Consider the following 22,885-nt stretch of genomic DNA (forward strand, 5'->3'; position numbering starts at 1 on the left):
GTCAGCCTGCGCCCAGCACCTTCAGTACCGCCGCTTCATCCACGTCCGGTACGACTTCGGCGCGGCCCATGCCACGCCACAGCACCAGGCGCAGGCGACCGGCCACGTTCTTCTTGTCCAGGCGCATGCGGCCGAGCAGGGCCTGCGGGTCCAGCCCGGCGGGGATTGCCACCGGCAGGCCAAGCTGTTCCAGCAGCGCCTGCAGGCGTACCCGGTCGGCGTCGTCGGCCAGGCCCAGGTGGGTGGAGAGGCGGGCCGCCAGCACCATGCCCACCGCTACGGCCTCACCGTGGTTCAGCGCATCGCGCCCCGGTGCGGAGTAGCCCTGTTCGGTTTCGATCGCGTGGCCGAAGGTGTGTCCCAGGTTGAGCAGGGCGCGCTCGCCCTTCTCGAAGGGATCGCGCTCGACGATGGCGGCCTTGTGCCGGCAGCTGCGGGCGATGGCTTCGGCGATGACCGCATCTTCGCCGGCCACCAGTGCTTCGGCATGCTGCTGCAGCCACTCGAAGAACACAGCATCGCCCAGCGCGCCGTACTTGACCACTTCGGCCAGGCCTGCGCGCAGTTCACGCGGCGGCAGGGTGGCCAGCACGCGGGTATCGGCGATCACCGCACGCGGTGGGTGGAACGCACCGACCAGGTTCTTGCCGGCCGGGATATCCACGGCGGTCTTGCCGCCCACCGAGGAGTCGACCATCGCCAGCAGCGTGGTCGGCAGCTGCACGCAGTCGATGCCGCGCATCCAGCAGGCCGCGGCAAAGCCGGCGAGATCGCCGACCACACCGCCGCCGAGGGCGAACACGCAGGCATCGCGGGTCGCGCCGAGTGCGGCCAGCGCCTCGATGACCGAGCCGAACTCGGCCAGGGTCTTGGAGGCTTCACCGGCGGCCAGCACATGCTCAGCCATGATCAGGTCCGGGCGTGCGGCCAGCAGCGTCTGCCTGACGGCATCCAGATAGCGTGGCGCAACCTCGCTGTCGCTGACCAGCAAGACATGGCGGCCACGCACATGGCTGGCCAGTGCGGCGCCATCGGCCTGGGCGCCGGCACCGATGGTGATGGAATAGGGACGGTCGCCGCCAACGGCGACCTGCAGCAGGGCAGGGGAGGTCATGCAGTGGGGTCCTGTCGCTGCCAGTGCGTGGCCAGCTTGACGACAAGCTGGGCAGTGGCATCGGCGGCGGTAAACGGGTCGGTATCAAGAGTGACATCGGCGAGGTCGCGATACAGCGGGTCGCGATGCGCGGCCAGATCATGCAGCACCTGTTCGCGGTCCGGCCGCTGCAGCAGTGGCCGGGCCTTGTCGCGTGACAGACGCTCCAGCTGGGCTGCGACGCTGACCCGCAGGTAGACGACAAAGCCTCGCTTGGCGATCAGGGCGCGATTGTCCGGGTCAAGCACGGCACCGCCGCCGGTGGACACCAGCTGGCCACGGCCGGCCAGCACCTGCGCCAGCGCCTGGCGCTCATGCGCGCGGAAACCGGCTTCGCCGGAATGCTCGAAGATCGTGGGGATGCTGGCCCCGGTCGCATCGACGATGGCCTGGTCGACGTCGACGAAGTCCAGCGTGAAGCGCTCGGCGAGGCGGCGGCCGATGCAGGTTTTACCGGCACCCATCGGGCCGATCAGGATCAGGTTCGGAGCGGGATTCATGCCCTCTGATGCTAACACCTCCGTGCCTTGGCCTTTACGTTCTTCACGTCAGGGTGGAGGTTCCTGCGGGGTATCCCGCGCCTGATGGAGTGCCTGCCATGTCGGTTGCCAAGGTCATCGAAATCAATGCGTCCTCGCCCAAGAGCGTGGAGGACGCAGTGCGCAGCGGTTTGAAGAAGGTGTCCGGGACGGTCAAGGGCATCCAGGGCGCCTGGATCAACGAGACCAAGGTGGTCACCGACGGCAACGGTGAGATCACCGAATGGCGGGTGAACCTGCGGGTCACCTTCCTGGTGGAGTGAGGCTGCTCAGCGCAGCCCTTGCACCTGGCGCTGGGCATCCAGCGCCACTACCCGGTCGGCAATGGCCGGCAGCGCACGCAACGCCTGCCGGCTGACCCGCTCGTAGTACTGTACGAAGCGCTCCAGCTGGGGTCGGTTCATGCCGTGCCGCCCCGGCTGGGCCGCCTGCAGGTTCTGCTCCTGCTGCCAGCGCCAACGCGGCACCACCGAAAAATCAGGAGGTTGCAGGAACCACAAGCGGTCGCAACGCTGCCACAGCGCCGGATAGTCGCGGGCCAGCGCCTGGTTGCACCAGCGCCGCCAACGGCCATCGGCATCGGCCTCGCGCTCCAGGGCGTTGAGCGGGACATCCAGTTCGGCATCGTCCTGCGCCGGGGTGCCCAGGAACCAGCCCTCAAATACCAGCAGGTCCAGCGGCGTTTGCAGCTGCGGCCACTGCGCTTCGGGCAGGCGCTCGTCGGCCAGCTTGTCGAAGCGAGGCAGCGCCAGAGGCTTTCGTGCGGCCACTGCGTCCAGTACCGCATGTGCCAGCGGCAGGTCGTGGGTGCCCGGTGGGCCACGGGTGATCAACAACGGATGCACCTGCCGGGCCAGGCGCTGGCGTTGTGCGCGGGTCAGGTAGACATCGTCGATGGACAGCGTTGCGGCGTTCAGGCCACGCGTCTGGGCACGGGCAACCACCTGCGCGGCCAGCGTCGATTTGCCGCTCCCCTGCAGGCCGCTGATCGCCAATACTGGAACGGCTGTGCTGCTGCCCAGCGCGTCATCCAGCGCCTGCTCGACCATTGTTTCGGGGAATCCTTTCACCTGGGGCATGTACGCAGCGGCGACCATGCCGCCACAATAGCCCAAACCGTGTGAGAAGAATGCTGTCATGAGCGACCTGTACGCCGAAGCCCTGTCGACCTTTGCCGCCCTTTTCGAAGAAGCGAAACAGAGCCGCGAAGTCGAGCCCAATGCGATGACCGTGGCGACCGCCGATGTGCAGGGCCGGCCATCGGCGCGCACCGTGCTGTTGAAGGCGTTCGATGAGTGCGGCTTCGTGTTCTACACCCACCTGGACAGCCACAAGGGCAACGAGCTGCAGGCCAATCCGCAGGCGGCGCTGCTGTTCCTGTGGCGCAGCCTGCGCGAGGCCGGCATCCAGGTGCGCATCGAGGGACGCGTGGAGCAGGTGGCCGACGCCGAGGCCGACGCCTATTTCGCCAGCCGTCCGCGCATGAGCCAGATCGGCGCGTGGGCGTCGCTGCAGTCGAAGACGTTGAACTCGCGCGAGGAGTTCGACGCGCGCGTGGCCGAGGTCGAGGCGCGCTTCGAGGGCAAGGACGTGCCGCGTCCGGACGGTTGGAGTGGTCTGCGGGTGGTGCCTGACCGCATCGAGTTCTGGTACGGCGCGCAGTTCCGCCTGCACGAGCGCTGGTGCTATGAAGCCGGTGCCGAAGGGCGCTGGAGCAAGCGCTTGTTGTACCCGTAAGGCACCGTGATGCAACGCGTGCCGCTGTATCGCGTGGTGGTGTTCGTGCCGGTGCCTGCCCTGGAGGCGGTGAAGCAGGGCATCCTTTCGGTGGATGCGCTGGTGGCCGGCGATTACGAGCACGGCATGTGGTGGTCCGCGCCGGGGTTCGAACAGTTCCGGCCACGCGTGGGTGCGATCCCCACGCAGGGCGAGGCGGGGCAGACCGAGGTGGTCGACAGCGTGCGGCTGGAGTTCTGCCTGCCGCGCGATCCGCAGCGGCTACAGCGCATCCTCGAGCACGGCATCGTGCCGCATCACCCGTGGCAGGTGCCGGTGGTGCAGGTGGAAGAGATCGAGCTGCTGCTGGCCGGGTAGATCCACGCCATGCGTGGATGGAAAGGTCGGTACACCTGCATCGTAGGGTCGAGCCTGTACCACTGCCATTGTTCCAACGCGTACCACTGCGAGAGCCGTTTGTCGCGAACGGACCGGCCAGCTTCATGTGCGAGCAGGTCAGCAAACGGCACACTCCGACCGACGCCCTCGACTTCCGGAATTGCCATGCCCTCCTGGCGTTGCCTGTTTACCGTGCCACCGCCGCGCCAGGGCGTGGAAGCGCTCCTGTTGCTGCTCGCCCGTGTCGTCGCCGGGGTGATGTTCTGCGTATCGGGCTGGAACAAGGTATTCACCGACGCCGGGCGCGAGCGCATGGTGCATACGCTGGTCGATGCAGGTATCCCGTTTCCCGTGTTCAGTGCGCCGGTGCTCGGCGGCATTGAATGGATCGCAGGTGGACTGCTTGTACTGGGCCTGCTCAGCCGCCCATCGGCACTGCTGCTGGCGGCGATCTGCGCGGTGGCGGCGCTGACCGATGGCATCGCGCGTATCCCTGCGGGGCTGAGCGTGCCGGATTGGCTGAGCTGGTTCTTCTACCTGAGCGAAGTGCCGCTGGGCGTGCTGCTGCTATGGGTTGCGGCCGTGGGCAGTGGACGGTTCGCCATCGAAGCGCGCGCGGCGCTCCAGTAGATCCACGCCATGCGTGGATGGGGTGCTTGAGAAAATGCGGTGCGCACCAAGGTTCGCACCCACCAGGCATCGGTTCTGCACCAACCAGACGGCAGGACGTTACAGCCCCTCCGCGCGCAGCCATCGCCACAGCGTGGTGCGTGACACACCCAGTGCCTGCGCCATGCCTTCGCGGTCATTGCGGTGTTCCTGCAGCAGCGCTTGCAGCTGCGCACGCGGCGGGCGCTTGCCATTGCTTTCCACTGGCAGTGTGGCGGCGCCTTCGTTCACCAGCTCCGGCGCCAGCTGCAGCAGGCGCGCTGCATCGATCAGCCCCTCACCCGGCTGCCAGTGGATGCGCAGCCTATCCACCAGATTGCGCAGTTCACGTACGTTGCCCGGCCAGTCGGCAGCGCTGAGCAGGGCCAGCGCTTCTGCATCCAGCGGTGCATCGATGCCGCGCAGTTCGCGGAAGAAGTGCGTGGTCAGCAGCGGGATATCGCCTCGCCGTGCACGCAGAGTGGGCAGTGCGATGCGCAGCGCGGCCAGCCGGTAATACAGGTCGCGGCGGAAGCTGCCAGCCGCCGCGCGCTGCTCCAGCGATTGCAGGGTGGCGGCGACCACGCGCAGGTCGACCGGGGTCGGTTCGGTGGCACCCACGCGAAGCACTTCGCGTTCTTCCAGCACCCGCAGCAGGCGGGTCTGCAGCGGCAGCGGCAGTTCACCGATCTCGTCCAGGAACAACGTGCCGCCATCGGCTGCCTCGACCAGGCCGACGCGCCCCCCGCGGCGCGCACCGGTGAAGGCGCCGTCGCTGTAGCCGAACAGCTCCGCTTCCAGCAGTGATTCGCTGATCGCACCGCAGTTCAGCGCAACGAAGCGACCGCGACGACCGCTGGCGGCGTGCAGCTGGCGTGCAACCAGTTCCTTGCCGGTGCCGGTCTCGCCGGTAACCAGTACGGTGCTGTCGTGCGGGGCGTACAGCGCGATCTGTGCGCGCACGTCGGCCATCGCATTGCTGTCGCCGAGCAGGGCATGCGCATCGTTGCGTGCGGCGGTGCGGCGGCGCGGAGCCGGCCGGCTGCCGCCGGAGCGGGCCATGGCCTGGGTCAGCTCCAGCGCATGCTCAAACGCCTGCCGCACCGAATCAGCCGAGTACAGCAGCACGCCGGGCAGTCCGGCCTGTTCGGCATGGTCGATGGCCATGCCGGTGCCGACGATCACTTCGATGCCGTTGGCGCGCAGGTCGGCGATGCAGTCGCGGGCATCTTCGCGGGTGACGAAGCGGCGGTGCTCGATGTCCAGGCCGAAGCTCTGCTGGAAGCTGCTGAACACCGGCACGTCGCTGGCATGGGTGACCAGGCCGATGCGTGGGGCGATGCGGCGGGCGCGCGCCAGCGCTTCCATCAGGTCGAAGCCATTGGCGTGGATCGGTACCAGCGGCAGGTCCAGACGACCGCGCAGCCAGGCTGCGTTTGAGCCGCCGGCAATCACCACGTCGCAGTGCTCGCGGCGCAGGCGCTGGCCGATCACTTCCACGGCCTCCTCGAAGCCCAGGTTGATCTGCTCGATGCGCGCGCGGCGGTCGAATTCGGGAATGACATCGCCCAGCAGGCCGGTCAGGCGCGAGACGCTGACCGTCCAGATCACCGGGCGGCCGGGGTCGGCATCGGCGTGGCGCAGGGGCGAGCGGGGCAGGTACATGCACGGATACCGGGAGGCGATGTTTCATGATACATCTGTTTCAGTGTTTCATATGTTTCAGTGTTGCGGGCCGGTCATCCCCGTGAAATCAACCGCTTGCAGGTTGGCATGGTGTTTGCGCTTACCCCTGTGTCCTTCAACCTGGATCGCCGCATGACCGTTTCGACCCTCTCTTCCGCCGGTGCCCGCTTCCGCGAGGCGCTGGCTGCCGAATCGCCGCTGCAGGTGATCGGCGCGATCAACGCCAACCATGCGCTGCTGGCCAAGCGCGCGGGTTTCCGTGCCATCTACCTGTCCGGCGGTGGCGTAGCCGCCGGCTCGCTGGGCCTGCCGGACCTCGGCATCAACACCCTGGAAGACGTGCTGGTGGACGTGCGCCGCATCACCGACGTCTGCGACCTGCCGCTGATGGTCGACATCGACACCGGCTTTGGCCCGAGCGCGTTCAACATCGCGCGCACGGTGAAGTCGCTGATCAAGGCTGGCGCGGCCGCCTGCCATATCGAAGACCAGGTCGGCGCCAAGCGCTGCGGTCATCGCCCGGGCAAGGAGATCGTCTCGCAGGGCGAAATGGTCGACCGCGTGAAGGCCGCTGCCGATGCCAAGACCGATCCGGACTTCTTCCTGATCGCGCGCACCGACGCCATCCAGGTGGACGGCGTGGACAAGGCCATCGAGCGTGCCATCGCCTGCGTCGAAGCCGGTGCCGACGGCATCTTCGCCGAGGCCGCCTATGACCTGGATACCTACCGCCGCTTCGTTGATGCGGTGAAGGTGCCGGTGCTGGCCAACATCACTGAATTCGGCGCGACCCCGCTGTTCAGCCGCGACGAGCTGGCTTCGGCCGGCGTGGCCATCCAGCTGTTCCCGCTGTCCGCTTTCCGCGCCGCCAACAAGGCCGCCGAGAACGTCTACCAGACGATCCGCCGTGAGGGCCACCAGCGCAACCTGATCGACAGCATGCAGACCCGCGAGGAGCTGTATGACCGTATCGGCTATCACGCCTTCGAGCAGCAGCTCGATGCGCTGTTCGCCGCCAAGAAATAAGCAGTACCCTGCACCATCAAGTTTCGGAGGGAAACATGAACGATACGACCGCAACCCCGACCTTCAAGCCGAAGAAGTCCGTCGCCCTGTCCGGCACCGCTGCCGGCAACACCGCGCTGTGCAGCGTCGGCCGCAGTGGCAACGACCTGCACTACCGTGGCTACGACATCCTGGACCTGGCCAACACCAGCGAGTTCGAGGAAATCGCCTACCTGCTGGTGCATGGCAAGCTGCCGACCCGCGCCGAGCTGGTCTCCTACAAGGCCAAGCTGAAGTCGCTGCGTGGCATTCCGGCCGCGGTGAAGGCCGCGCTGGAAGAACTGCCGCCGTCGGCGCACCCGATGGATGTGATGCGCACCGGCGTGTCCGTGCTCGGCTGCGTGGCGCCGGAGAAGGATGACCACAACCATCCGGGCGCGCGCGACATCGCCGACAAGCTGATGGCCTGCCTCGGTTCGATGCTGCTGTACTGGTACCACTGGAGCCACAACGGCCGCGCGATCGACGTGGAAACCGATGATGACTCCATCGGTGGCCACTTCCTGCACCTGCTGCACGGCGAGAAGCCGCAGGATTCGTGGGTGAAGGCGATGCACACCTCGCTGATCCTGTACGCCGAGCACGAGTTCAACGCCTCGACCTTCGCCTGCCGCGTCATTGCCGGCACCGGCAGCGACATGTACAGCGCGATCTGCGGTGGCATCGGCGCGCTGCGCGGCCCCAAGCACGGCGGCGCCAACGAAGTGGCGTTCGAAGTGCAGAAGCGCTATGACAATCCGGACGAAGCCGAGGAAGACATCAAGGCCCGCGTGGAGCGCAAGGAAGTGGTGATCGGTTTCGGCCACCCGGTCTACACCGTGTCCGATCCGCGCAACAAGGTGATCAAGGACGTCGCCCGCGAACTGTCCGAAGAGCAGTCGAGCATGAAGATGTACGACATCGCCGAGCGCCTGGAAACGGTGATGTGGGACATCAAGAAGATGTTCCCGAACCTGGACTGGTTCAGCGCCGTCAGCTACCACATGATGGGCGTGCCGACCGCGATGTTCACCCCCCTGTTCGTGATCGCCCGCACCGCCGGCTGGAGCGCGCACATCGTCGAACAGCGTATCGACGGCAAGATCATCCGCCCGAGCGCCAACTACATCGGCCCGGAAGATCGCGACTTCGTGGCCATCGACAAGCGTTCCTGATCATCGCCACTGTTCCGTCGCTGCATGCATCCGGCCGGCCCCGCGCCGGCCGGATGCCGTCACCGCCGTATTGCCGGCACCCGGCCCGCCACGAGCATTCCGCCAGCCCATGAATACCGATTACCGCAAGACCCTCCCCGGCGCCTCGCTGGACTATTTCGATGCGCGCGCCGCCGTCGACGCGATCCAGCCCGGTGCCTACGCCACGCTGCCGTACACCTCGCGCGTGTTGGCCGAAAACCTGGTGCGTCGCTGCGATCCGGCCACGCTGACCGACTCGCTGAAGCAGCTGATCGAGCGCCGTCGCGACCTGGATTTCCCGTGGTTCCCGGCGCGCGTGGTATGCCATGACATCCTCGGCCAGACCGCGCTGGTGGATCTGGCCGGCCTGCGCGATGCGATCGCCGACAAGGGCGGTGATCCGGCCAAGGTCAACCCGGTGGTGCCGGTGCAGCTGATCGTCGATCACTCGCTGGCAGTGGAGTGCGGTGGTTTCGATCCGCAGGCGTTCGAGAAGAACCGCGCCATCGAGGACCGTCGCAACGAGGACCGCTTCCACTTCATCGACTGGACCAAGCTGGCCTTCGAGAACGTGGACGTGATTCCGCCGGGCAACGGCATCATGCATCAGATCAATCTGGAGAAGATGTCGCCGGTGATCTACGTGCAGGACGGCGTCGCTTTCCCCGATACCTGCGTGGGCACCGACAGCCACACCCCGCATGTGGATGCGCTGGGTGTGATCGCCATCGGCGTGGGTGGCCTGGAAGCAGAGAACGTGATGCTGGGCCGTGCGTCGTGGATGCGCCTGCCGGACATCATCGGGGTCGAGCTGACCGGTCGGCCGCAGCCGGATATCACCGCCACCGACGTGGTGCTGGCCCTGACCGAATTCCTGCGCAAGGAGCGCGTGGTCGGCGCCTGGCTTGAATTCTTCGGCGAAGGTGCCGCTGCACTCACCATCGGTGATCGCGCCACCATCTCCAACATGTGCCCCGAATACGGCGCAACCGCCGCGATGTTCTACATCGACGGCCAGACCATCGACTACCTGCGCCTGACTGGTCGCGAGGAAAAGCAGGTCGCACTGGTTGAAAACTACGCGCGCAGCACCGGCCTGTGGGCCGATGACCTGGCCACTGCGGAATACGAGCGCGTGCTGCACTTCGATCTGTCGACGGTGGTGCGCAACATGGCCGGCCCGAGCAATCCGCATCGCCGCCTGCCGGTATCGGAACTGGTCGAGCGCGGCATTGCCGATGCCGCCAAGCTGGAAGCCGGCAAGGCCGAGCAGGCACAGGGCCTGATGCCCGATGGCGCGGTGATCATCGCTGCCATCACCAGCTGCACCAATACCTCCAACCCGCGCAACGTGATCGCCGCCGGCCTGCTGGCACGCAAGGCCAACGAGCGCGGCCTGCTGCGCAAGCCTTGGGTGAAGTCGTCGCTGGCACCCGGTTCCAAGGCAGTGCAGCTGTACCTGGAAGAAGCGGGCCTGCTGCCGGACCTGGAGAAGCTGGGCTTCGGCATCGTTGCCTTCGCCTGCACCACCTGCAATGGCATGAGCGGCGCGCTGGATCCGAAGATCCAGCAGGAAATCATCGACCGTGATCTGTACGCCACGGCGGTACTGTCGGGCAACCGCAACTTCGACGGCCGCATCCATCCATATGCGAAGCAGGCGTTCCTGGCCTCGCCGCCACTGGTGATCGCCTACGCCATTGCCGGCACCATCCGCTTTGACATCGAGAAGGATGTGCTGGGCGTTGACACCGACGGCAACGAGGTGCGCCTGAAGGACATCTGGCCGAGTGATGCCGAGATCGATGCGGTGGTGAAGGCGGCGGTGAAGCCGGAGCAGTTCCGCAGCGTCTACAACCCGATGTTCAACGTACGCGTCGAACACGGCGCAGCGGTGAGCCCGCTGTACGACTGGCGCCCGCAGAGCACCTACATCCGTCGTCCGCCGTACTGGGAAGGTGCACTGGCCGGTGAGCGCTCGCTGGCCGGCATGCGTGCGCTGGCGGTGTTGCCCGACAACATCACCACCGACCACCTGTCACCGTCCAACGCGATCCTGGCCTCGAGTGCGGCTGGCGAATACCTGGCGAAGATGGGGCTGCCGGAAGAGGACTTCAATTCCTACGCCACCCATCGCGGTGACCACCTGACCGCGCAGCGTGCCACCTTCGCCAACCCGAAGCTGTTCAACGAGATGGTGCGCAATGAAGATGGCAGCGTGAAACAGGGTTCGCTGGCGCGCGTCGAGCCGGAAGGCAAGGTGATGCGCATGTGGGAAGCCATCGAGACCTACATGGAGCGCAAGCAGCCGCTGATCATCATCGCCGGTGCCGACTACGGGCAGGGTTCTTCGCGTGACTGGGCCGCCAAGGGCGTGCGCCTGGCCGGCGTGGAGGCCATCGTTGCCGAAGGCTTCGAGCGCATCCACCGCACCAACCTGATCGGCATGGGCGTGCTGCCGCTGGAGTTCAAGCCGGGCACCACGCGCCTGACCCTGGGCATCGATGGCACCGAAACCTTCGACGTCATCGGTGAACGTACGCCGCGCGCCGAGTTGCGCGTGGTCATCCACCGCCGCGACGGCCAGGACGTGATCGTGCCGGTCACCTGCCGCCTGGACAGTGACGAGGAAGTGGCGATCTACGAGGCCGGCGGTGTCCTGCAGCGCTTCGCGCAGGACTTCCTGGAAGGCGCCAAGGTGGCGTAAGGCAGCGGCTGGCTGCCTTGTGTCAAGTTGCCGCCATGCTGGCTTCGGCCCGCATGGCGGTGGTCACGGAGGAGAGGGGCGTAGCCCCATCTGCATGGGAACCGCGTTCTACAACATCGCAGGCACGGTTAACACCGCCTTCATCCTGCTGAGCCTGTTGGGTGTGGGCGCGCAGTTTCGGTTGGTGCGCAACCGTCGGGAGCGTGCGGATGCGACTGACAGTGCCACTGCAGTGCTGTCGCTGAATCAGATTACGGTCAGCTTCCTGGCTTACCTCTCCTTCTTCATCTATGGCTACAGCGTCACACCATTCAATCATTTCATTGTCTGGCCGCGGTTGCTCGCCTCGGTGCTGGTGATGGCCATCCTGGTGGAGATCTGGCGTGACCGCCGGAGCCGCTCCGCGACGACCAGCCTGCTGACAGCCGCGCTGCTGTTGATCTGCGCACTGGCTGGTCTGGCTTGGGGCGATCGTCATGTGGATGAAGGCAGGGTGGTGGCCAGTGCGGTGATCGTGGTCATTACCGCGTTGTTGGCCCAGGGCTACGCTCATCAGATTCTGCTGATTCTGCGCAATGGCCATACCGGTGCGGTGTCGCTGCGGATGAGTCAGCTGATCCTGCTGATGGACCTGTCCACGATTGTGTTTGCCTCCGCCATGGGTCTGCGGCTGGGCTGGCCGTTGCTCCTGCTGGCTGTGGTGAGTGGCAGCACCAAGCTGGCCATCCTGTATCTGTTCCGTTGGCAACGCAGTGCGCAGGCTGACAGCCGCCGGCGGCGGCTGGCGTTGCAGTCCTGATGCTCCCTTCTTTTATTCTGTCGAGATGTCCACCATGACGTTCCTCCCGCAACTCCGTATTCCCGCTACCTACATGCGCGGTGGTACCAGCAAGGGCGTGTTCTTCCGCCTGCAGGACCTGCCCGAGGCCGCTCAGGTGCCGGGTGCCCCACGCGATGCGCTGCTGATGCGCGTGATCGGCTCGCCCGACCCGTATGGCAAGCAGACCGACGGCATGGGTGGGGCCACCTCCAGCACCAGCAAGTGCGTGATCATCTCCACCGCCTCGGTGCCGGGTCACGACGTGGATTACCTGTATGGCCAGGTGTCGATCGATACCGCATTCGTGGACTGGAGCGGCAACTGCGGCAACCTCAGCACCGCCGTTGGTCCGTTCGCGATCGCCAACGGCCTGATCGATCCGGCCCGCGTGCCGCGCGATGGCCTGTGCACCGTGCGCATCTGGCAGGCCAACATCGGCAAGACCATCATTGCCCATGTGCCGATGCGCGATGGGCAGGTGCAGGAGATCGGCGATTTCGAGCTGGATGGCGTGACCTTCCCGGCTGCCGAGATCCAGCTGGAATTCCTCGATCCGTCCGACGATGGTGACGCCGGTGCGATGTTCCCCACCGGCAACCTGGTCGATACGCTGGACGTGCCGGGCGTGGGTAGTTTCGAGGTGACGATGATCACCGCCGGCATCCCGACCATCTTCCTCAACGCCGCCGACCTCGGTTACACCGGCACCGAACTGCAGCCGGCGATCAATGAAGACAAAGCGGCGCTGGAGCGTTTCGAGAAGATCCGTGCCTACGGCGCGCTGCGCATGGGCTTGATCCAGAAACTGGAAGACGCGGCGACCCGCCAGCACACGCCGAAGGTAGCCTTCGTCGCCCCCGCGCAGGATTACGTGTCGTCCAGCGGCAAGGCGATCCAGGCCGCGGACATCGATCTGCATGCCCGCGCGCTGTCGATGGGCAAGCTGCACCACGCGATGATGGGCACCGCTGCAGTAGCGATCGGTACCGCCGCGGCGATCCCCGGCACGCTGGTCAACCGTGCTGCTGGCGGCGGCGAGCGCGAGGCCGTGACCTTCGGGCATCCGTCGGGCACGTTGCGCGTGGGTGCGCAGGCCGCACTCGTTGACGGCCAGTGGACGGTGTCCAAGGCCATCATGAGCCGCAGCGCCCGCGTGCTGATGGAAGGCAAGGTGCGCGTGCCGGCCGGGTGATGGCCTGGTAGTCGCCAACCTTGGTTGGCATGGCGCCGGCATTGCGCGGGTGGCGCTGCACCTGCTCTGGTAGGTGCCAACCTTGGTTGGCATGGAAGCGGCATCGCGCGGGTAAGGCCCAGCGCCAACCAAGGTTGGCGACTACCGGGTTTGTCGCAGCGTGCAACCCCACGAGGAGACCGAACAATGTCCGACAGTCACACCCCATCCAACGCCCGTGCAGCCTGGGATGCGCTGCTGGTGGACATCGTCGACTACGTGCGCGACACGCGCATCGACTCGCCGCTGGCGTTCCAGACCGCGCATCACTGCCTGCTCGACACGTTGGGCTGCGGGTTGGAGGCGCTGTCCTTCCCCGCCTGCAGCAAGCTGCTGGGCCCGCTGGTGCCGGGTATCAGCGTGACCAACGGCGCGCGCGTTCCCGGGACCAACTTCGTGCTCGATCCGGTGCAGGCGGCCTTCAACATCGGCGCGATGGTGCGCTGGCTGGATTTCAACGACACCTGGCTGGCCGCAGAGTGGGGCCACCCCTCGGACAACCTCGGTGGCATCCTCGCCGTGGCCGACTGGCTTGGCCGCAACGCGGCGGCGTTGCGACGCCCGCCGCCGACCGTGCACGACGTGCTGCTGGCGATGATCAAGGCGCACGAGATCCAGGGCGTGCTGGCGTTACGCAACTCTTTCAACCGGGTCGGCCTGGATCACGTGCTGCTGGTCAAGGTGGCCACCACCGCCGTCGTCGCGCAGATGCTGGGGCTGGACCGCGAGCGGATGCTCAATGCGGTGTCGCTGGCCTGGGTGGATGGACAGGCGCTGCGCACCTACCGGCATGCGCCCAACACCGGTTCGCGCAAAAGCTGGGCGGCCGGTGATGCGACCAGCCGTGGCGTACGCCTCGCGCTGATGGCCGCCACAGGCGAGATGGGCTACCCCAGCGTGCTCAGTGCACCGACCTGGGGCTTCGAAGCGGTATCGATGCATGGCCAGGCGCTGACCCTCGGCCGCCCCTTCGGCAGCTACGTGATGGAGAACGTGCTGTTCAAGATCAGTTTCCCGGCCGAATTCCACGGGCAGACGGCGGTGGAGGCGGCGATCATCCTGCACCAGCAGCTGCGCGCGCAGGGGCGAACGGCCGAGGACATCGAACACATCGCGATCCGTACCCAGGAAGCCTGCATCTGCATCATCGACAAGCAGGGGCCGCTGCACAACCCGGCCGACCGCGATCACTGCGTGCAGTACATGGTGGCCATCGCGCTGCTGCATGGGCGGCTGGTGGCCGAGGATTACGAGGACGACATGGCGGCCGATCCGCGCATCGACGCGCTGCGCGCGAAGATGACCTGCCATGAAGACCCGCAGCTCAGCGCCGACTACCTGGACCCGGACAAGCGCAGCATCGCCAACGGGCTGACGGTGCGCTTCAACGACGGCAGCGCGCTGCCGGAGATGCTGGTGGAGTACCCGCTGGGCCACGCACGCCGGCGCGCAGAGGGTATCCCGCTGCTGATGGACAAGTTCCGCCGGCACCTGGCGCACCGCTTCCCCACCGCCCAGCAGCAGCGCATCCTGGCCGCCTCGCTGGACCCGGTGGCCTTGGCGGCGATGCCGGTGACCGACTACGTGGACCTGTACCTGCCGGGGTAGGAAGCGCTCTGGTGGGTGCCAACCTTGGTTGGCATGGGCCCAACGCCAACCGGGGCTGGCGGCTACCGCGCCGGGCATGGCCCGGCGCTACCGTTCCGATGCATTCCTGCCGAATCCGCGTCAACGCCTTGACGCGACGCGCCTATAATGGCCACCTCGATCAAGGAGTGACGACATGAGCGGTCCGGCACGGCGGATGCGGTGGGGATGGACGGCAGCATTGCTGGCAGGAGGGCTGTTGCTGGGTCTGGCCGGTTGCCGCAACGACAGCGGGCAGCTGCCAAAGGCCAGCGGCGAAGCCATCGCCACCAAGGCCGAGCAGGTGAAGGAGTTCACCCTGCTGCGTGCCTACCCGGACCAGAAGAGTGAAGGCCTGTCGCTGGCGCTGGAGTTCTCGCGCCCGCTGGTCGGCACCCAGGACTTCGACAAGCTGGTGCGCTTCGAAGAGAAGGTCGGCAACGATGACAGCAGCTGGACCCTGTCCGATGACGGCCTGACCCTGCGCTATCCCTTCGTCGAAGCCGGCAAGGAATTCAGCCTGGTGGTCTCGCCGGACCTGCTGGCCGCTGATGGCAGCCGCTTGGGCAAGGAACTGAAGCAGAAGGTCTTCAGCGGCGAGCTGAAGCCGGTGGCCGGTTTCGCCTCGCAGGGCAGCGTGCTGCCGGCCAAGGACAGCCGCGGCCTGCCGGTGGTGTCGGTGAACGTGCCGGAGGTCGATGTCGAGTTCCTGCGCGTGCGCGAAAAGGATCTGCCGACCTTCTTCAGCCAGTACCAGCGCGGTGGTCGCCGTGGCAGCTGGGAACTGAGCAGCGACTACGAGCGCAGCCCGATCAACAAGCTGGCCGAACCGGTCTACGTCAACCGCTTCATCCTGGGCGGCAAGCAGAACGAGCGGGTGCTGACCTACCTGCCGACCCAGGACATCAAGGAACTGCAGGAACCGGGGCTGTATTTCGCCCTGCTCAAGCGCACCGGTGACTACGAGGGCGAGTTCGATACCGCGTTCTTCTCGGTCAGCGACATCGGCCTGCACACCCGCGCGTACAAGGACAAGCTGTTCGTCCATACCGCCGCGCTGAAGGACGGTGCATCGCTGAAGGGCATCGACCTGCGTGTGCTCGATGCCAAGGGCGAAGTGGTGCTGAAGGGTAGTACCGACAGCAACGGCAATGCGCTGCTGAACTACACCCTGGATGCCACCCACGTGCTGGTGGCAAGCAGCGGCAAGGACACCAGTTTCCTGCCCTTCAACCAGCCGGCGCTGGACCTGAGCGAGTTCGCCGTGGCCGGCCGTGACAACGCCTGGTTCGATGTCTATGCCTGGTCGGGCCGCGACCTGTACCGCCCGGGTGAGACGGTGCGCCTGTCGGCGCTGCTGCGCGACAACGACGGCAAGCCGATCAAGAGCCAGCCGGTGTTCCTGCGCCTGAAGCAGCCCGATGGCAAGACCTTCCGCGAAACCCGCGTGCAGCCGGGCGAACAGGGCTACATCAACTTCGAGCAGACCATTCCCGCCGAGGCGCCGACCGGGCGCTGGCAGGTGGAGTTCCGCACCGACCCGGCCAGCAAGGAAGCGATCCAGGGCATGACCCTGCGCATCGAAGAGTTCCTGCCCGAGCGCATGAAGCTGGACCTGGACAGCGCGCAGAAGACGCTGAAGCCGGGGGAAGACCTGCGCCTGCAGGCCAACGGCGCCTATCTGTACGGTGCCCCGGCCGACGGCAACCGCTTCACCGCGCGCATGGCGGTGGCCGCCGAGCAGAAGCCGGTGGAGGGCCTGCCGGGCTACTTCTTCGGCGACCCGACCCTGCAGCTGCCGCGCGAAGCCAAGGATGTCATCGACACCACGCTGCCGGCCAATGGCCAGCTGCGCGAAGACGTGTCGTTGCCGGAAGAGGCGACCAAGGCGAAGGCGCCGATCGCGGTGGTGCTGTCCGGCAGCCTGTATGAAACCGGTGGCCGCACGGTCACCCGCACCCTGAAGCGGGTGGTATGGCCGGCCGCCGCACTGGTCGGCGTGCGCCCGTTGTTCAATCCGGACGACGGCGCTGATTCCAACGGCAACGCGCGGTTTGAACTGATGCGCGTGGATGCGGCCGGCAAGCCGCAGCCGGCCAAGGGCCTGAAGATCACCCTGGTGCGCGAGCTGCGCGACTACCACTGGACCTTCAACGACAACCGCTGGGACTACGATTTCACCCGCCGCTTCGAAAACAAGGAAACCCGTACCGTCGATGCCGGCGGCAGCGCGGTGGCCTTCGACTTCCCGGTGGAGTGGGGCGAGTACCGTGTGGACGTGTTCGATCCGTCCACCGGCCTGACCAGCCGTTATCCGTTCCGCGCCGGCTGGAGCTGGGGCGATGACAACCGTGGCCTCGATGCCCGCCCGGACAAGGTCAAGCTGGGCCTGGACAAGACCGGCTACAAGGCCGGCGATACCCTGGAAGTGACGGTGACCCCGCCGCACGCCGGCAAGGGCGTGCTGATGGTCGAGACCGACCGCATGCTGTACGTGCAGGATATCGACGCCAAGCCCGGTGCCACCTACAAGATCCCGGTCACCGCCGATTGGGAGCGCCACGACGTCTACATCACCGCGCTGGTGTTCCGCGGTGGCAGTGCGCCGAGCAAGATCACCCCGGCCCGCGCGGTGGGCGTGGTGCACGTGCCGATGGATCGCAAGGGCCGCACCGTGGCCGTCGGCCTGGCCGCGCCCAAGCAGATGCGACCGGAGCAGGACTTGCCAGTGACGGTCAGCGCACCGCAGCTGGCCGGCAAGGTCGCGCACGTCACGGTGTCGGCCGTGGACGTGGGCATTCTCAACATCACCCGCTTCCCGGTGCCCGATGCCGGCGCGCACTTCTTCGCCCAGCGCCGCCTCGGCATCGATGCCTATGACATCTACAGCCGGGTGATCGAGAGCTTCGACGGCGGCAGCGGCAAGCTGAAGTTCGGCGGCGACATGGCGCTGCAGGCGTTGCCGCAGGCCAAGCGGCCGACCGCGCGCGTGCAGACCGTGGACCTGTTCTCCGGCCCGGTGCAGCTCGATGCCAAGGGCATTGCCCGCATCCGCCTGAAAGTGCCGGATTTCAATGGCACCCTGCGGGTGTCGGCGCTGGTCTACAGCGATGACCAGTACGGCAAGCGCGATGTGGAAACCGTGGTGCGCGCACCGATCCTGGCCGAGGCCAGCATGCCGCGCGTGCTCGCCCCGGGCGACCGCAGCACGGTGACGCTGGACGTGCAGAACTTCACCGGCAAGCCCGGTCAGTTCAACGTGCGCGTGGACAGCGAAGGCCCGCTCAGCCTGGGCGAAGGCACGCGCAGCGTGCAGCTCAATGCCGATGCCAAGACCACGTTGAGCTTCCCGTTGTCGGCGCGCGAGGGCCACAGCGTGGCCAAGGTGCGCGTGCGTGTGGATGGCAACGGCTTCAAGGCCGACCGCCGCTACGATCTGCCGGTACGTGCGGCGTGGCCGCAGGTACTGCGCTCGCAGGTGCGCACGCTCGATCCGCTGGCGGCGGTGAGCCTGGATGGCAGCCTGATGGATGGGCTGATGTCCGAATCGGTCAATGCCCGCCTGCTGGTCAGCCCGCTGCCGCCGATCCCGTTCGCCAGCGCGCTGCAGGGCGCGCTGAACTACCCGTACGGCTGTGCCGAACAGACCACCAGCAAGGGCTACGCTGCGCTGATCCTGGACCAGGCCACGTCGTCCATGCTCGGCGCTGACGGCCTGGACGCGAAGACCCGTCGCGAGCGCATGGAAGGTGCGTTCGGTCGCCTGGCGTCGATGCAGGTGGCCAACGGCAACTTCTCGATGTGGGGTGACGACGGCTACGTGAACCCGTGGCTGACCCCGTACATCGCCGAGTTCCTGCTCGATGCCAAGGACGGTGGCTTCGCGGTGCCGGACAACGTGCTGCAGAAGGCGCTGAACCGCCTGAGCGAAGACCTGCTGTCCGGTGGCAACCAGTTCTACGGCCAGGAAAAACGCGAAAGCCTGAAGTTCGCCAACCAGGCGTACTCGGGTTACGTGCTGGCCCGCGTCAACCGAGCGCCGCTGGGTACCCTGCGCACGCTGTACGACAACGAACGCAGCAAGGCCGTGGGTGGTCTGTCGCTGGTGCACCTGGGCGTGGCGCTGTCGCTGCAGGGCGATGCCAAGCGCGGCCAGGCGGCCCTTGCGGCGGGCTTTGCCAAGTCCAGCAGCGAGCGCCCGTCCTACTTCGGCGACTACGGCAGTGCCGTTCGTGATGATGCGCTGATGATCGCGCTGACCCACGAAAACAAGCTGGCCAAGCCGGCATGGGATGCACGCGCGGTTGATCTTGGCCGTGGCCTGGATGCGCGCCGCAACAGTGGCTGGATGTGGCTGAGCACGCAGGAACAGGTGGCCATCGCCCGCCTCGGCAAGGCACTGGCCGCCAACCAGAAGGCGCTGGTGGCCGGTGAGCTGGTGATCGGTGGCAACAGCGAGGCCATCGGCGAACGCAAGCTGTTTGGCCGCAACTTCGATGCAGGGCAGCTGGCAGCGGGCGTGCGCTTCACCCCGCAGGGACAGCCGCCGATGTTCGCCAGCATCGACGTGGCCGGCATTCCGCGCAGTGCGCCGGCGCCGGACAACAGCGTGATCGGCGTGGAGCGAAGCTACTTCGGCACCGATGGCAAGCCGTGGTCGCCGCGTCCGCTGAAGGAGGGCGAAGCGCTGATCGTGCGGGTCACCATCACCGCCGACAGCGAGATGCCCGATGCGCTGCTGACCGACCTGCTGCCGGCGGGCCTGGAGATCGAGAACCTCAACCTGGGCGATGCCAAGCAGTGGGCCGATGTGGTGGTCGATGGCATCACCATCAGCGACCGCAGCGAAGCGGCCGATACCAAGCACGAGGAGTTCCGCGATGACCGCTACGTGGCGGCGCTGAAGCTCTCGCGTGGCAGCAAGGCCAACGTGTTCTACCTGGTGCGTGCGGTCACTCCGGGTACCTACACGGTGCCGCCGTCGCTGGTGGAGGACATGTACCGGCCGCAGCTGCGTGGCGTCGGCCGCAGCAACCCGACCACGTTGACGGTGGTACAGCCGTGACCGTGCGGACGGGCCGCGACGGCGCGGCCCGTCCCACTGGATGCCGTGGATGAAGGTGGGATCGCTGAAAACGCGGCTGCCGCGCCTGCGGCAGCGGCTGCAACCGCTGTGGCCGTGGCTGCGCTGGGGCACGACGGCGTTGCTGGCGCTGCTGCTGGTACTGGATTTCGCCTTCCCTCCGCCGCTACCCCGGCAACGCGACACCAGCACGCTGGTGGTCGCCGCTGACGGCAGCCCGATGCGGGCGTTCGCCGATGCCGAGGGCGTGTGGCGCTATCCGGCGTCGGTCGACAGCGTGTCGCCGCTGTACCTGCAGGCGCTGCTGACCTACGAGGATCGCTGGTTCTGGCAGCACCCGGGCATCAATCCGCTGGCGATCCTGCGTGCCGGTGGGCAGCTGCTGCGGGGTGGCCGCATCGTCTCCGGAGGCTCGACCCTGACCATGCAGGTGGCGCGCATTCTCGATCCGCATACGCGCACGCCCTGGGGCAAGCTGAAGCAGATGCTGCGTGCGGTGCAGCTTGAGGTGCACCTGTCCAAGCGCGAGATCCTCGCGTTGTATCTGGAGCGCGCGCCCTACGGTGGCACCATCGAAGGCGTGGAGGCGGCCAGCTGGGCCTACCTGGGTAAGCCGGCCGCGCAGCTTTCGCATGCCGAGGCCGCGTTGCTGGCGGTGCTACCACAGGCACCCAGCCGTTTGCGCCCGGATCGTCATCCCGAAGCCGCGCAGAAGGCTCGCGACAAGGTACTGGCGCGCATGGCCGAGCTCGGCGCATGGACGCCGGAGGAAGTGGAAGATGCGCGCATCGAGAACGTGGTCGCACGCTCGCTGCGTCCACCGCTGCATGCGGCACTGCTGGCCCAGCGCCTGCACTCGGCGCATCCGGGGCAGGCGCGGATCCAGAGCAGCATCGACATCGGCCTGCAGCGCACCCTTGAAGAGCGCGTGGCCAGCTATTTCTCCACGCTGCCCGAGCGCACGTCAGCCGCACTGCTGGTGGTCGACAACCAGACCCTGCAGGCGCGTGCGTATGTCGGCACGCTGTCTTTCGGTGATCGGCAACGGCTGGGCCACGTGGACATGGTGCAGGCCTGGCGCTCGCCGGGCTCCACGCTGAAGCCGTTCCTGTATGCGATGGCACTCGATGATGGCCTGATCCATTCCGAGAGCCTGCTGGTGGATGCGCCGCAGAGCTTCGGCAGCTATCGACCGGGCAACTTCGACATGGCCTTCAACGGCCCGGTCAGTGCTGCCAGTGCGCTGCGCCTGTCGCTGAACGTGCCGTCGGTCGACCTGCTGCAGCGGGTAGGTGCGGCACGCTTCGCCGCGCGCCTGTCGCACGCCGGCATCCAGCTGCGCTTCCCGCCGGGCAGTTCGCCCAATCTGTCGCTGATCCTCGGCGGCACCGGCGCGCGGCTGGAAGACCTGGTCGGTGCGTTCGCTGCGCTCAACCGCAACGGCATTGCCGGCCGCGTGCGCTACACCGATGACGAACCGATGATCGAGCGGCGGCTGGCTTCGCCCGGTGCCAGCTGGATCGTGCGCGAGATGCTGGAATCGAATCCGCGCCCGGGATACGGCGTTGGCACGTTCGACGTTGGCGGGCGGCCGCGCGTGGCCTGGAAGACCGGAACCAGCTATGGCTACCGCGATGCGTGGGCGATCGGCAGTACCCGCCACTACACCGTGGGCGTGTGGGTGGGGCGCCCCGATGGCACGCCGTTGCCGGGGCAGTACGGCGCGGTCACCGCCTTGCCGTTGATGTTCGAGGTGGTCGACAGCCTGCCGCGCCAGCGCGGCGATGCGGCGGCCGCGCCGATGCCGGCCGGCGTGACCCAGGCAGACATCTGCTGGCCAACCGGGGAACTGGCCGAAGGGTTGCCAGCGGCACTCTGCCAGCGACGCCTGTCGGCCTATCTGCTGGACGGTGCGGCACCGCCGACGTTCCCCGAACGCGAGGCACGGCGATGGCAGCCTGGCCGCCAACGCTACCTGGCTGACGCGCGCACCGGACTGCGCGTATCGGCTGACTGCAGCGCGCCGCATGAGGAAGTCGCGCGGGAAATCGCGCGATGGCCGGCGCTGTTGTCACCCTGGCTACCCAAGGCCACCCGCGATGCCTCACAGCTTCCCGCACTGTCGCCGGACTGTCGCGATGATGGCCGCGAGGCCAGTGTGGCCCTGCATATCGATGGCCTCAACGAAGGCGCGACGCTGGCGCGTGCACCCAATGCCGAACACGGCGTACGCCTGCAGCTGCGCGCGTTGGGCAGCGAACAGGCCGTGGACTGGCTGCTGGATGGTCGATGGATCGCGCAGACGCGCGGTGCGCAGCTGATGCAGCGCGAGTTCTCCGATCCGGGGGCGCATACGTTGACCGCGCTGGCTGCTGACGGCGCCTGGACGCAGGTACGGTTCAACGTGCTGCGGTAGCGCCGGGCCATGCCCGGCGGATGTCACGTGATCGGGCACCAACCCGCCGGGCATGGCCCGGCGCTACCGGTCCGCCAGGACCCGGTAGGTGCCAACCTTGGTTGGCACACGCAGACGCTGCCCACCAAGGTGGGCATCTACCAGGGCGTTAGCCGGGCATGGCCCGGTGGTACCGACCCACCAGGACCCGGTAGATGCCAACCTTGGTTGGCATGCGCGGAAGCCGCCCACCAAGGTGGGCGACTACCAGGGCGTTCGCTGGCATGGCCCGGTGGTACCGATCCACCAGGACCCGGTAGTTGCCAACCGTGGTTGGTACGCGCAGAAGCCGCCCACCAAGGTGGGCATCTACCAGGGCGTTCGCTGGCATGGCCCGGCGCTACCGGTCCACCATGACCCGGTAGTTGCCAACCTTGGTTGGCACGCGCAGACGCCGCCCACCAAGGTGGGCATCTACCAGGGCGTTAGCCGGGCATGGCCCGGTGGTACCGACCCACCAGGACCCGGTAGGTGCCAACCTTGGTTGGCACGCGCAGAAGCCGCCCACCAAGGTGGGTATGTACCAGGGCGTTCGCCGGGCATGGCCCGGCGCTACCGGTCCACCATGACCCGGTAGGTGCC

The 22,885-nt window shown here is 67.0% G+C and carries 16 protein-coding genes; 12 read left to right on the forward strand and 4 right to left on the reverse strand.

What is annotated here, in order from left to right:
• Position 1: 1 nt before the first annotated feature.
• Both aroB and AC3WTC_RS06860 read right to left on the reverse strand, forming a co-directional pair.
• The gene (gene aroB, locus AC3WTC_RS06855) at positions 2-1,114 is read right to left on the reverse strand and encodes a 3-dehydroquinate synthase (RefSeq protein WP_492711155.1); all 1,113 of its coding nucleotides are present in this window, start codon (positions 1,112-1,114) and stop codon (positions 2-4) included.
• Complete coding sequence (locus tag AC3WTC_RS06860) at positions 1,111-1,653, reverse strand: shikimate kinase (protein WP_032976596.1); 543 nt, start codon at positions 1,651-1,653, stop codon at positions 1,111-1,113. The genes aroB and AC3WTC_RS06860 overlap by 4 nt, the downstream gene beginning before the upstream one ends.
• A gap of 98 nt (positions 1,654-1,751) precedes the next feature.
• Here AC3WTC_RS06860 and AC3WTC_RS06865 point away from each other — a divergent pair, with 98 nt between their 5' ends.
• Positions 1,752-1,955: a dodecin family protein gene (locus AC3WTC_RS06865; protein ID WP_025876997.1), complete on the forward strand. Its 204-nt coding sequence runs from the start codon at positions 1,752-1,754 to the stop codon at positions 1,953-1,955.
• 6 nt (positions 1,956-1,961) lie between these two features.
• Here AC3WTC_RS06865 and AC3WTC_RS06870 read toward each other — a convergent pair whose 3' ends face one another.
• Complete coding sequence (locus tag AC3WTC_RS06870) at positions 1,962-2,789, reverse strand: kinase (RefSeq protein WP_492711158.1); 828 nt, start codon at positions 2,787-2,789, stop codon at positions 1,962-1,964.
• A 40-nt stretch (positions 2,790-2,829) separates the two neighbouring features.
• Here AC3WTC_RS06870 and pdxH point away from each other — a divergent pair, with 40 nt between their 5' ends.
• The 3 genes from pdxH (at position 2,830) to AC3WTC_RS06885 (ending at position 4,437) form a co-directional block, all read left to right on the forward strand.
• The gene (gene pdxH, locus AC3WTC_RS06875) at positions 2,830-3,429 is read left to right on the forward strand and encodes a pyridoxamine 5'-phosphate oxidase (RefSeq protein ID WP_492711160.1); all 600 of its coding nucleotides are present in this window, start codon (positions 2,830-2,832) and stop codon (positions 3,427-3,429) included.
• 9 nt (positions 3,430-3,438) lie between these two features.
• A complete protein-coding gene (locus AC3WTC_RS06880) occupies positions 3,439-3,786 on the forward strand; it encodes a YqfO family protein (RefSeq protein ID WP_105164506.1) in 348 nt (115 codons plus the stop codon).
• A gap of 186 nt (positions 3,787-3,972) precedes the next feature.
• Entirely contained in the window at positions 3,973-4,437 is a 465-nt protein-coding gene (locus AC3WTC_RS06885) for a DoxX family protein (protein WP_492711162.1), read from the forward strand.
• Positions 4,438-4,536: 99 nt separating this feature from the next.
• On the opposite strand, the gene prpR is transcribed toward AC3WTC_RS06885, so the two are convergent.
• Positions 4,537-6,120 carry a propionate catabolism operon regulatory protein PrpR gene (gene prpR, locus AC3WTC_RS06890; RefSeq protein ID WP_492711164.1) on the reverse strand — a complete coding sequence of 528 codons (1,584 nt, stop codon included), beginning with the start codon at positions 6,118-6,120 and terminating at the stop codon, positions 4,537-4,539.
• A 153-nt stretch (positions 6,121-6,273) separates the two neighbouring features.
• Here prpR and prpB point away from each other — a divergent pair, with 153 nt between their 5' ends.
• The 8 genes from prpB (at position 6,274) to pbpC (ending at position 22,264) form a co-directional block, all read left to right on the forward strand.
• Positions 6,274-7,167 (forward strand): methylisocitrate lyase, encoded by an 894-nt coding sequence (gene prpB, locus AC3WTC_RS06895; protein ID WP_080148858.1) that lies wholly within the window; start codon positions 6,274-6,276, stop codon positions 7,165-7,167.
• Between the two features lie 35 nt (positions 7,168-7,202).
• The gene (gene prpC, locus AC3WTC_RS06900; protein ID WP_025877010.1) at positions 7,203-8,360 is read left to right on the forward strand and encodes a bifunctional 2-methylcitrate synthase/citrate synthase; all 1,158 of its coding nucleotides are present in this window, start codon (positions 7,203-7,205) and stop codon (positions 8,358-8,360) included.
• A 109-nt stretch (positions 8,361-8,469) separates the two neighbouring features.
• Positions 8,470-11,088: a Fe/S-dependent 2-methylisocitrate dehydratase AcnD gene (gene acnD, locus AC3WTC_RS06905; RefSeq protein WP_333622722.1), complete on the forward strand. Its 2,619-nt coding sequence runs from the start codon at positions 8,470-8,472 to the stop codon at positions 11,086-11,088.
• Between the two features lie 94 nt (positions 11,089-11,182).
• Complete coding sequence (locus AC3WTC_RS06910; protein ID WP_492711167.1) at positions 11,183-11,887, forward strand: hypothetical protein; 705 nt, start codon at positions 11,183-11,185, stop codon at positions 11,885-11,887.
• Between the two features lie 34 nt (positions 11,888-11,921).
• The gene (gene prpF, locus AC3WTC_RS06915; protein WP_492711169.1) at positions 11,922-13,100 is read left to right on the forward strand and encodes a 2-methylaconitate cis-trans isomerase PrpF; all 1,179 of its coding nucleotides are present in this window, start codon (positions 11,922-11,924) and stop codon (positions 13,098-13,100) included.
• Between the two features lie 186 nt (positions 13,101-13,286).
• The gene (locus AC3WTC_RS06920) at positions 13,287-14,747 is read left to right on the forward strand and encodes a bifunctional 2-methylcitrate dehydratase/aconitate hydratase (protein ID WP_492711171.1); all 1,461 of its coding nucleotides are present in this window, start codon (positions 13,287-13,289) and stop codon (positions 14,745-14,747) included.
• Between the two features lie 175 nt (positions 14,748-14,922).
• Entirely contained in the window at positions 14,923-19,830 is a 4,908-nt protein-coding gene (locus AC3WTC_RS06925) for an alpha-2-macroglobulin family protein (RefSeq protein ID WP_223482756.1), read from the forward strand.
• Between the two features lie 49 nt (positions 19,831-19,879).
• Positions 19,880-22,264, forward strand: coding sequence for a penicillin-binding protein 1C (pbpC, locus tag AC3WTC_RS06930; RefSeq protein WP_492711173.1), 2,385 nt, complete (start codon positions 19,880-19,882; stop codon positions 22,262-22,264).
• Positions 22,265-22,885: the final 621 nt, after the last annotated feature.

The organism is Stenotrophomonas sp. FW305-C-20-S1 (assembly GCF_058783335.1).

What these genes read in the sequence shown, in the direction of transcription:
- prpR (WP_492711164.1), bottom strand. Translation starts at nt 6,120, where the DNA reads ATGTACCTGCCCCGCTCGCCCCTGCGCCACGCCGATGCCGACCCCGGC.
- AC3WTC_RS06870 (WP_492711158.1), bottom strand. Translation starts at nt 2,789, where the DNA reads ATGGTCGCCGCTGCGTACATGCCCCAGGTGAAAGGATTCCCCGAAACA.
- AC3WTC_RS06865 (WP_025876997.1), top strand. Translation starts at nt 1,752, where the DNA reads ATGTCGGTTGCCAAGGTCATCGAAATCAATGCGTCCTCGCCCAAGAGC.
- AC3WTC_RS06860 (WP_032976596.1), bottom strand. Translation starts at nt 1,653, where the DNA reads ATGAATCCCGCTCCGAACCTGATCCTGATCGGCCCGATGGGTGCCGGT.
- AC3WTC_RS06920 (WP_492711171.1), top strand. Translation starts at nt 13,287, where the DNA reads ATGTCCGACAGTCACACCCCATCCAACGCCCGTGCAGCCTGGGATGCG.
- acnD (WP_333622722.1), top strand. Translation starts at nt 8,470, where the DNA reads ATGAATACCGATTACCGCAAGACCCTCCCCGGCGCCTCGCTGGACTAT.
- aroB (WP_492711155.1), bottom strand. Translation starts at nt 1,114, where the DNA reads ATGACCTCCCCTGCCCTGCTGCAGGTCGCCGTTGGCGGCGACCGTCCC.
- pbpC (WP_492711173.1), top strand. Translation starts at nt 19,880, where the DNA reads ATGAAGGTGGGATCGCTGAAAACGCGGCTGCCGCGCCTGCGGCAGCGG.
- prpC (WP_025877010.1), top strand. Translation starts at nt 7,203, where the DNA reads ATGAACGATACGACCGCAACCCCGACCTTCAAGCCGAAGAAGTCCGTC.
- prpF (WP_492711169.1), top strand. Translation starts at nt 11,922, where the DNA reads ATGACGTTCCTCCCGCAACTCCGTATTCCCGCTACCTACATGCGCGGT.
- pdxH (WP_492711160.1), top strand. Translation starts at nt 2,830, where the DNA reads ATGAGCGACCTGTACGCCGAAGCCCTGTCGACCTTTGCCGCCCTTTTC.
- prpB (WP_080148858.1), top strand. Translation starts at nt 6,274, where the DNA reads ATGACCGTTTCGACCCTCTCTTCCGCCGGTGCCCGCTTCCGCGAGGCG.
- AC3WTC_RS06885 (WP_492711162.1), top strand. Translation starts at nt 3,973, where the DNA reads ATGCCCTCCTGGCGTTGCCTGTTTACCGTGCCACCGCCGCGCCAGGGC.
- AC3WTC_RS06925 (WP_223482756.1), top strand. Translation starts at nt 14,923, where the DNA reads ATGAGCGGTCCGGCACGGCGGATGCGGTGGGGATGGACGGCAGCATTG.
- AC3WTC_RS06880 (WP_105164506.1), top strand. Translation starts at nt 3,439, where the DNA reads ATGCAACGCGTGCCGCTGTATCGCGTGGTGGTGTTCGTGCCGGTGCCT.
- AC3WTC_RS06910 (WP_492711167.1), top strand. Translation starts at nt 11,183, where the DNA reads ATGGGAACCGCGTTCTACAACATCGCAGGCACGGTTAACACCGCCTTC.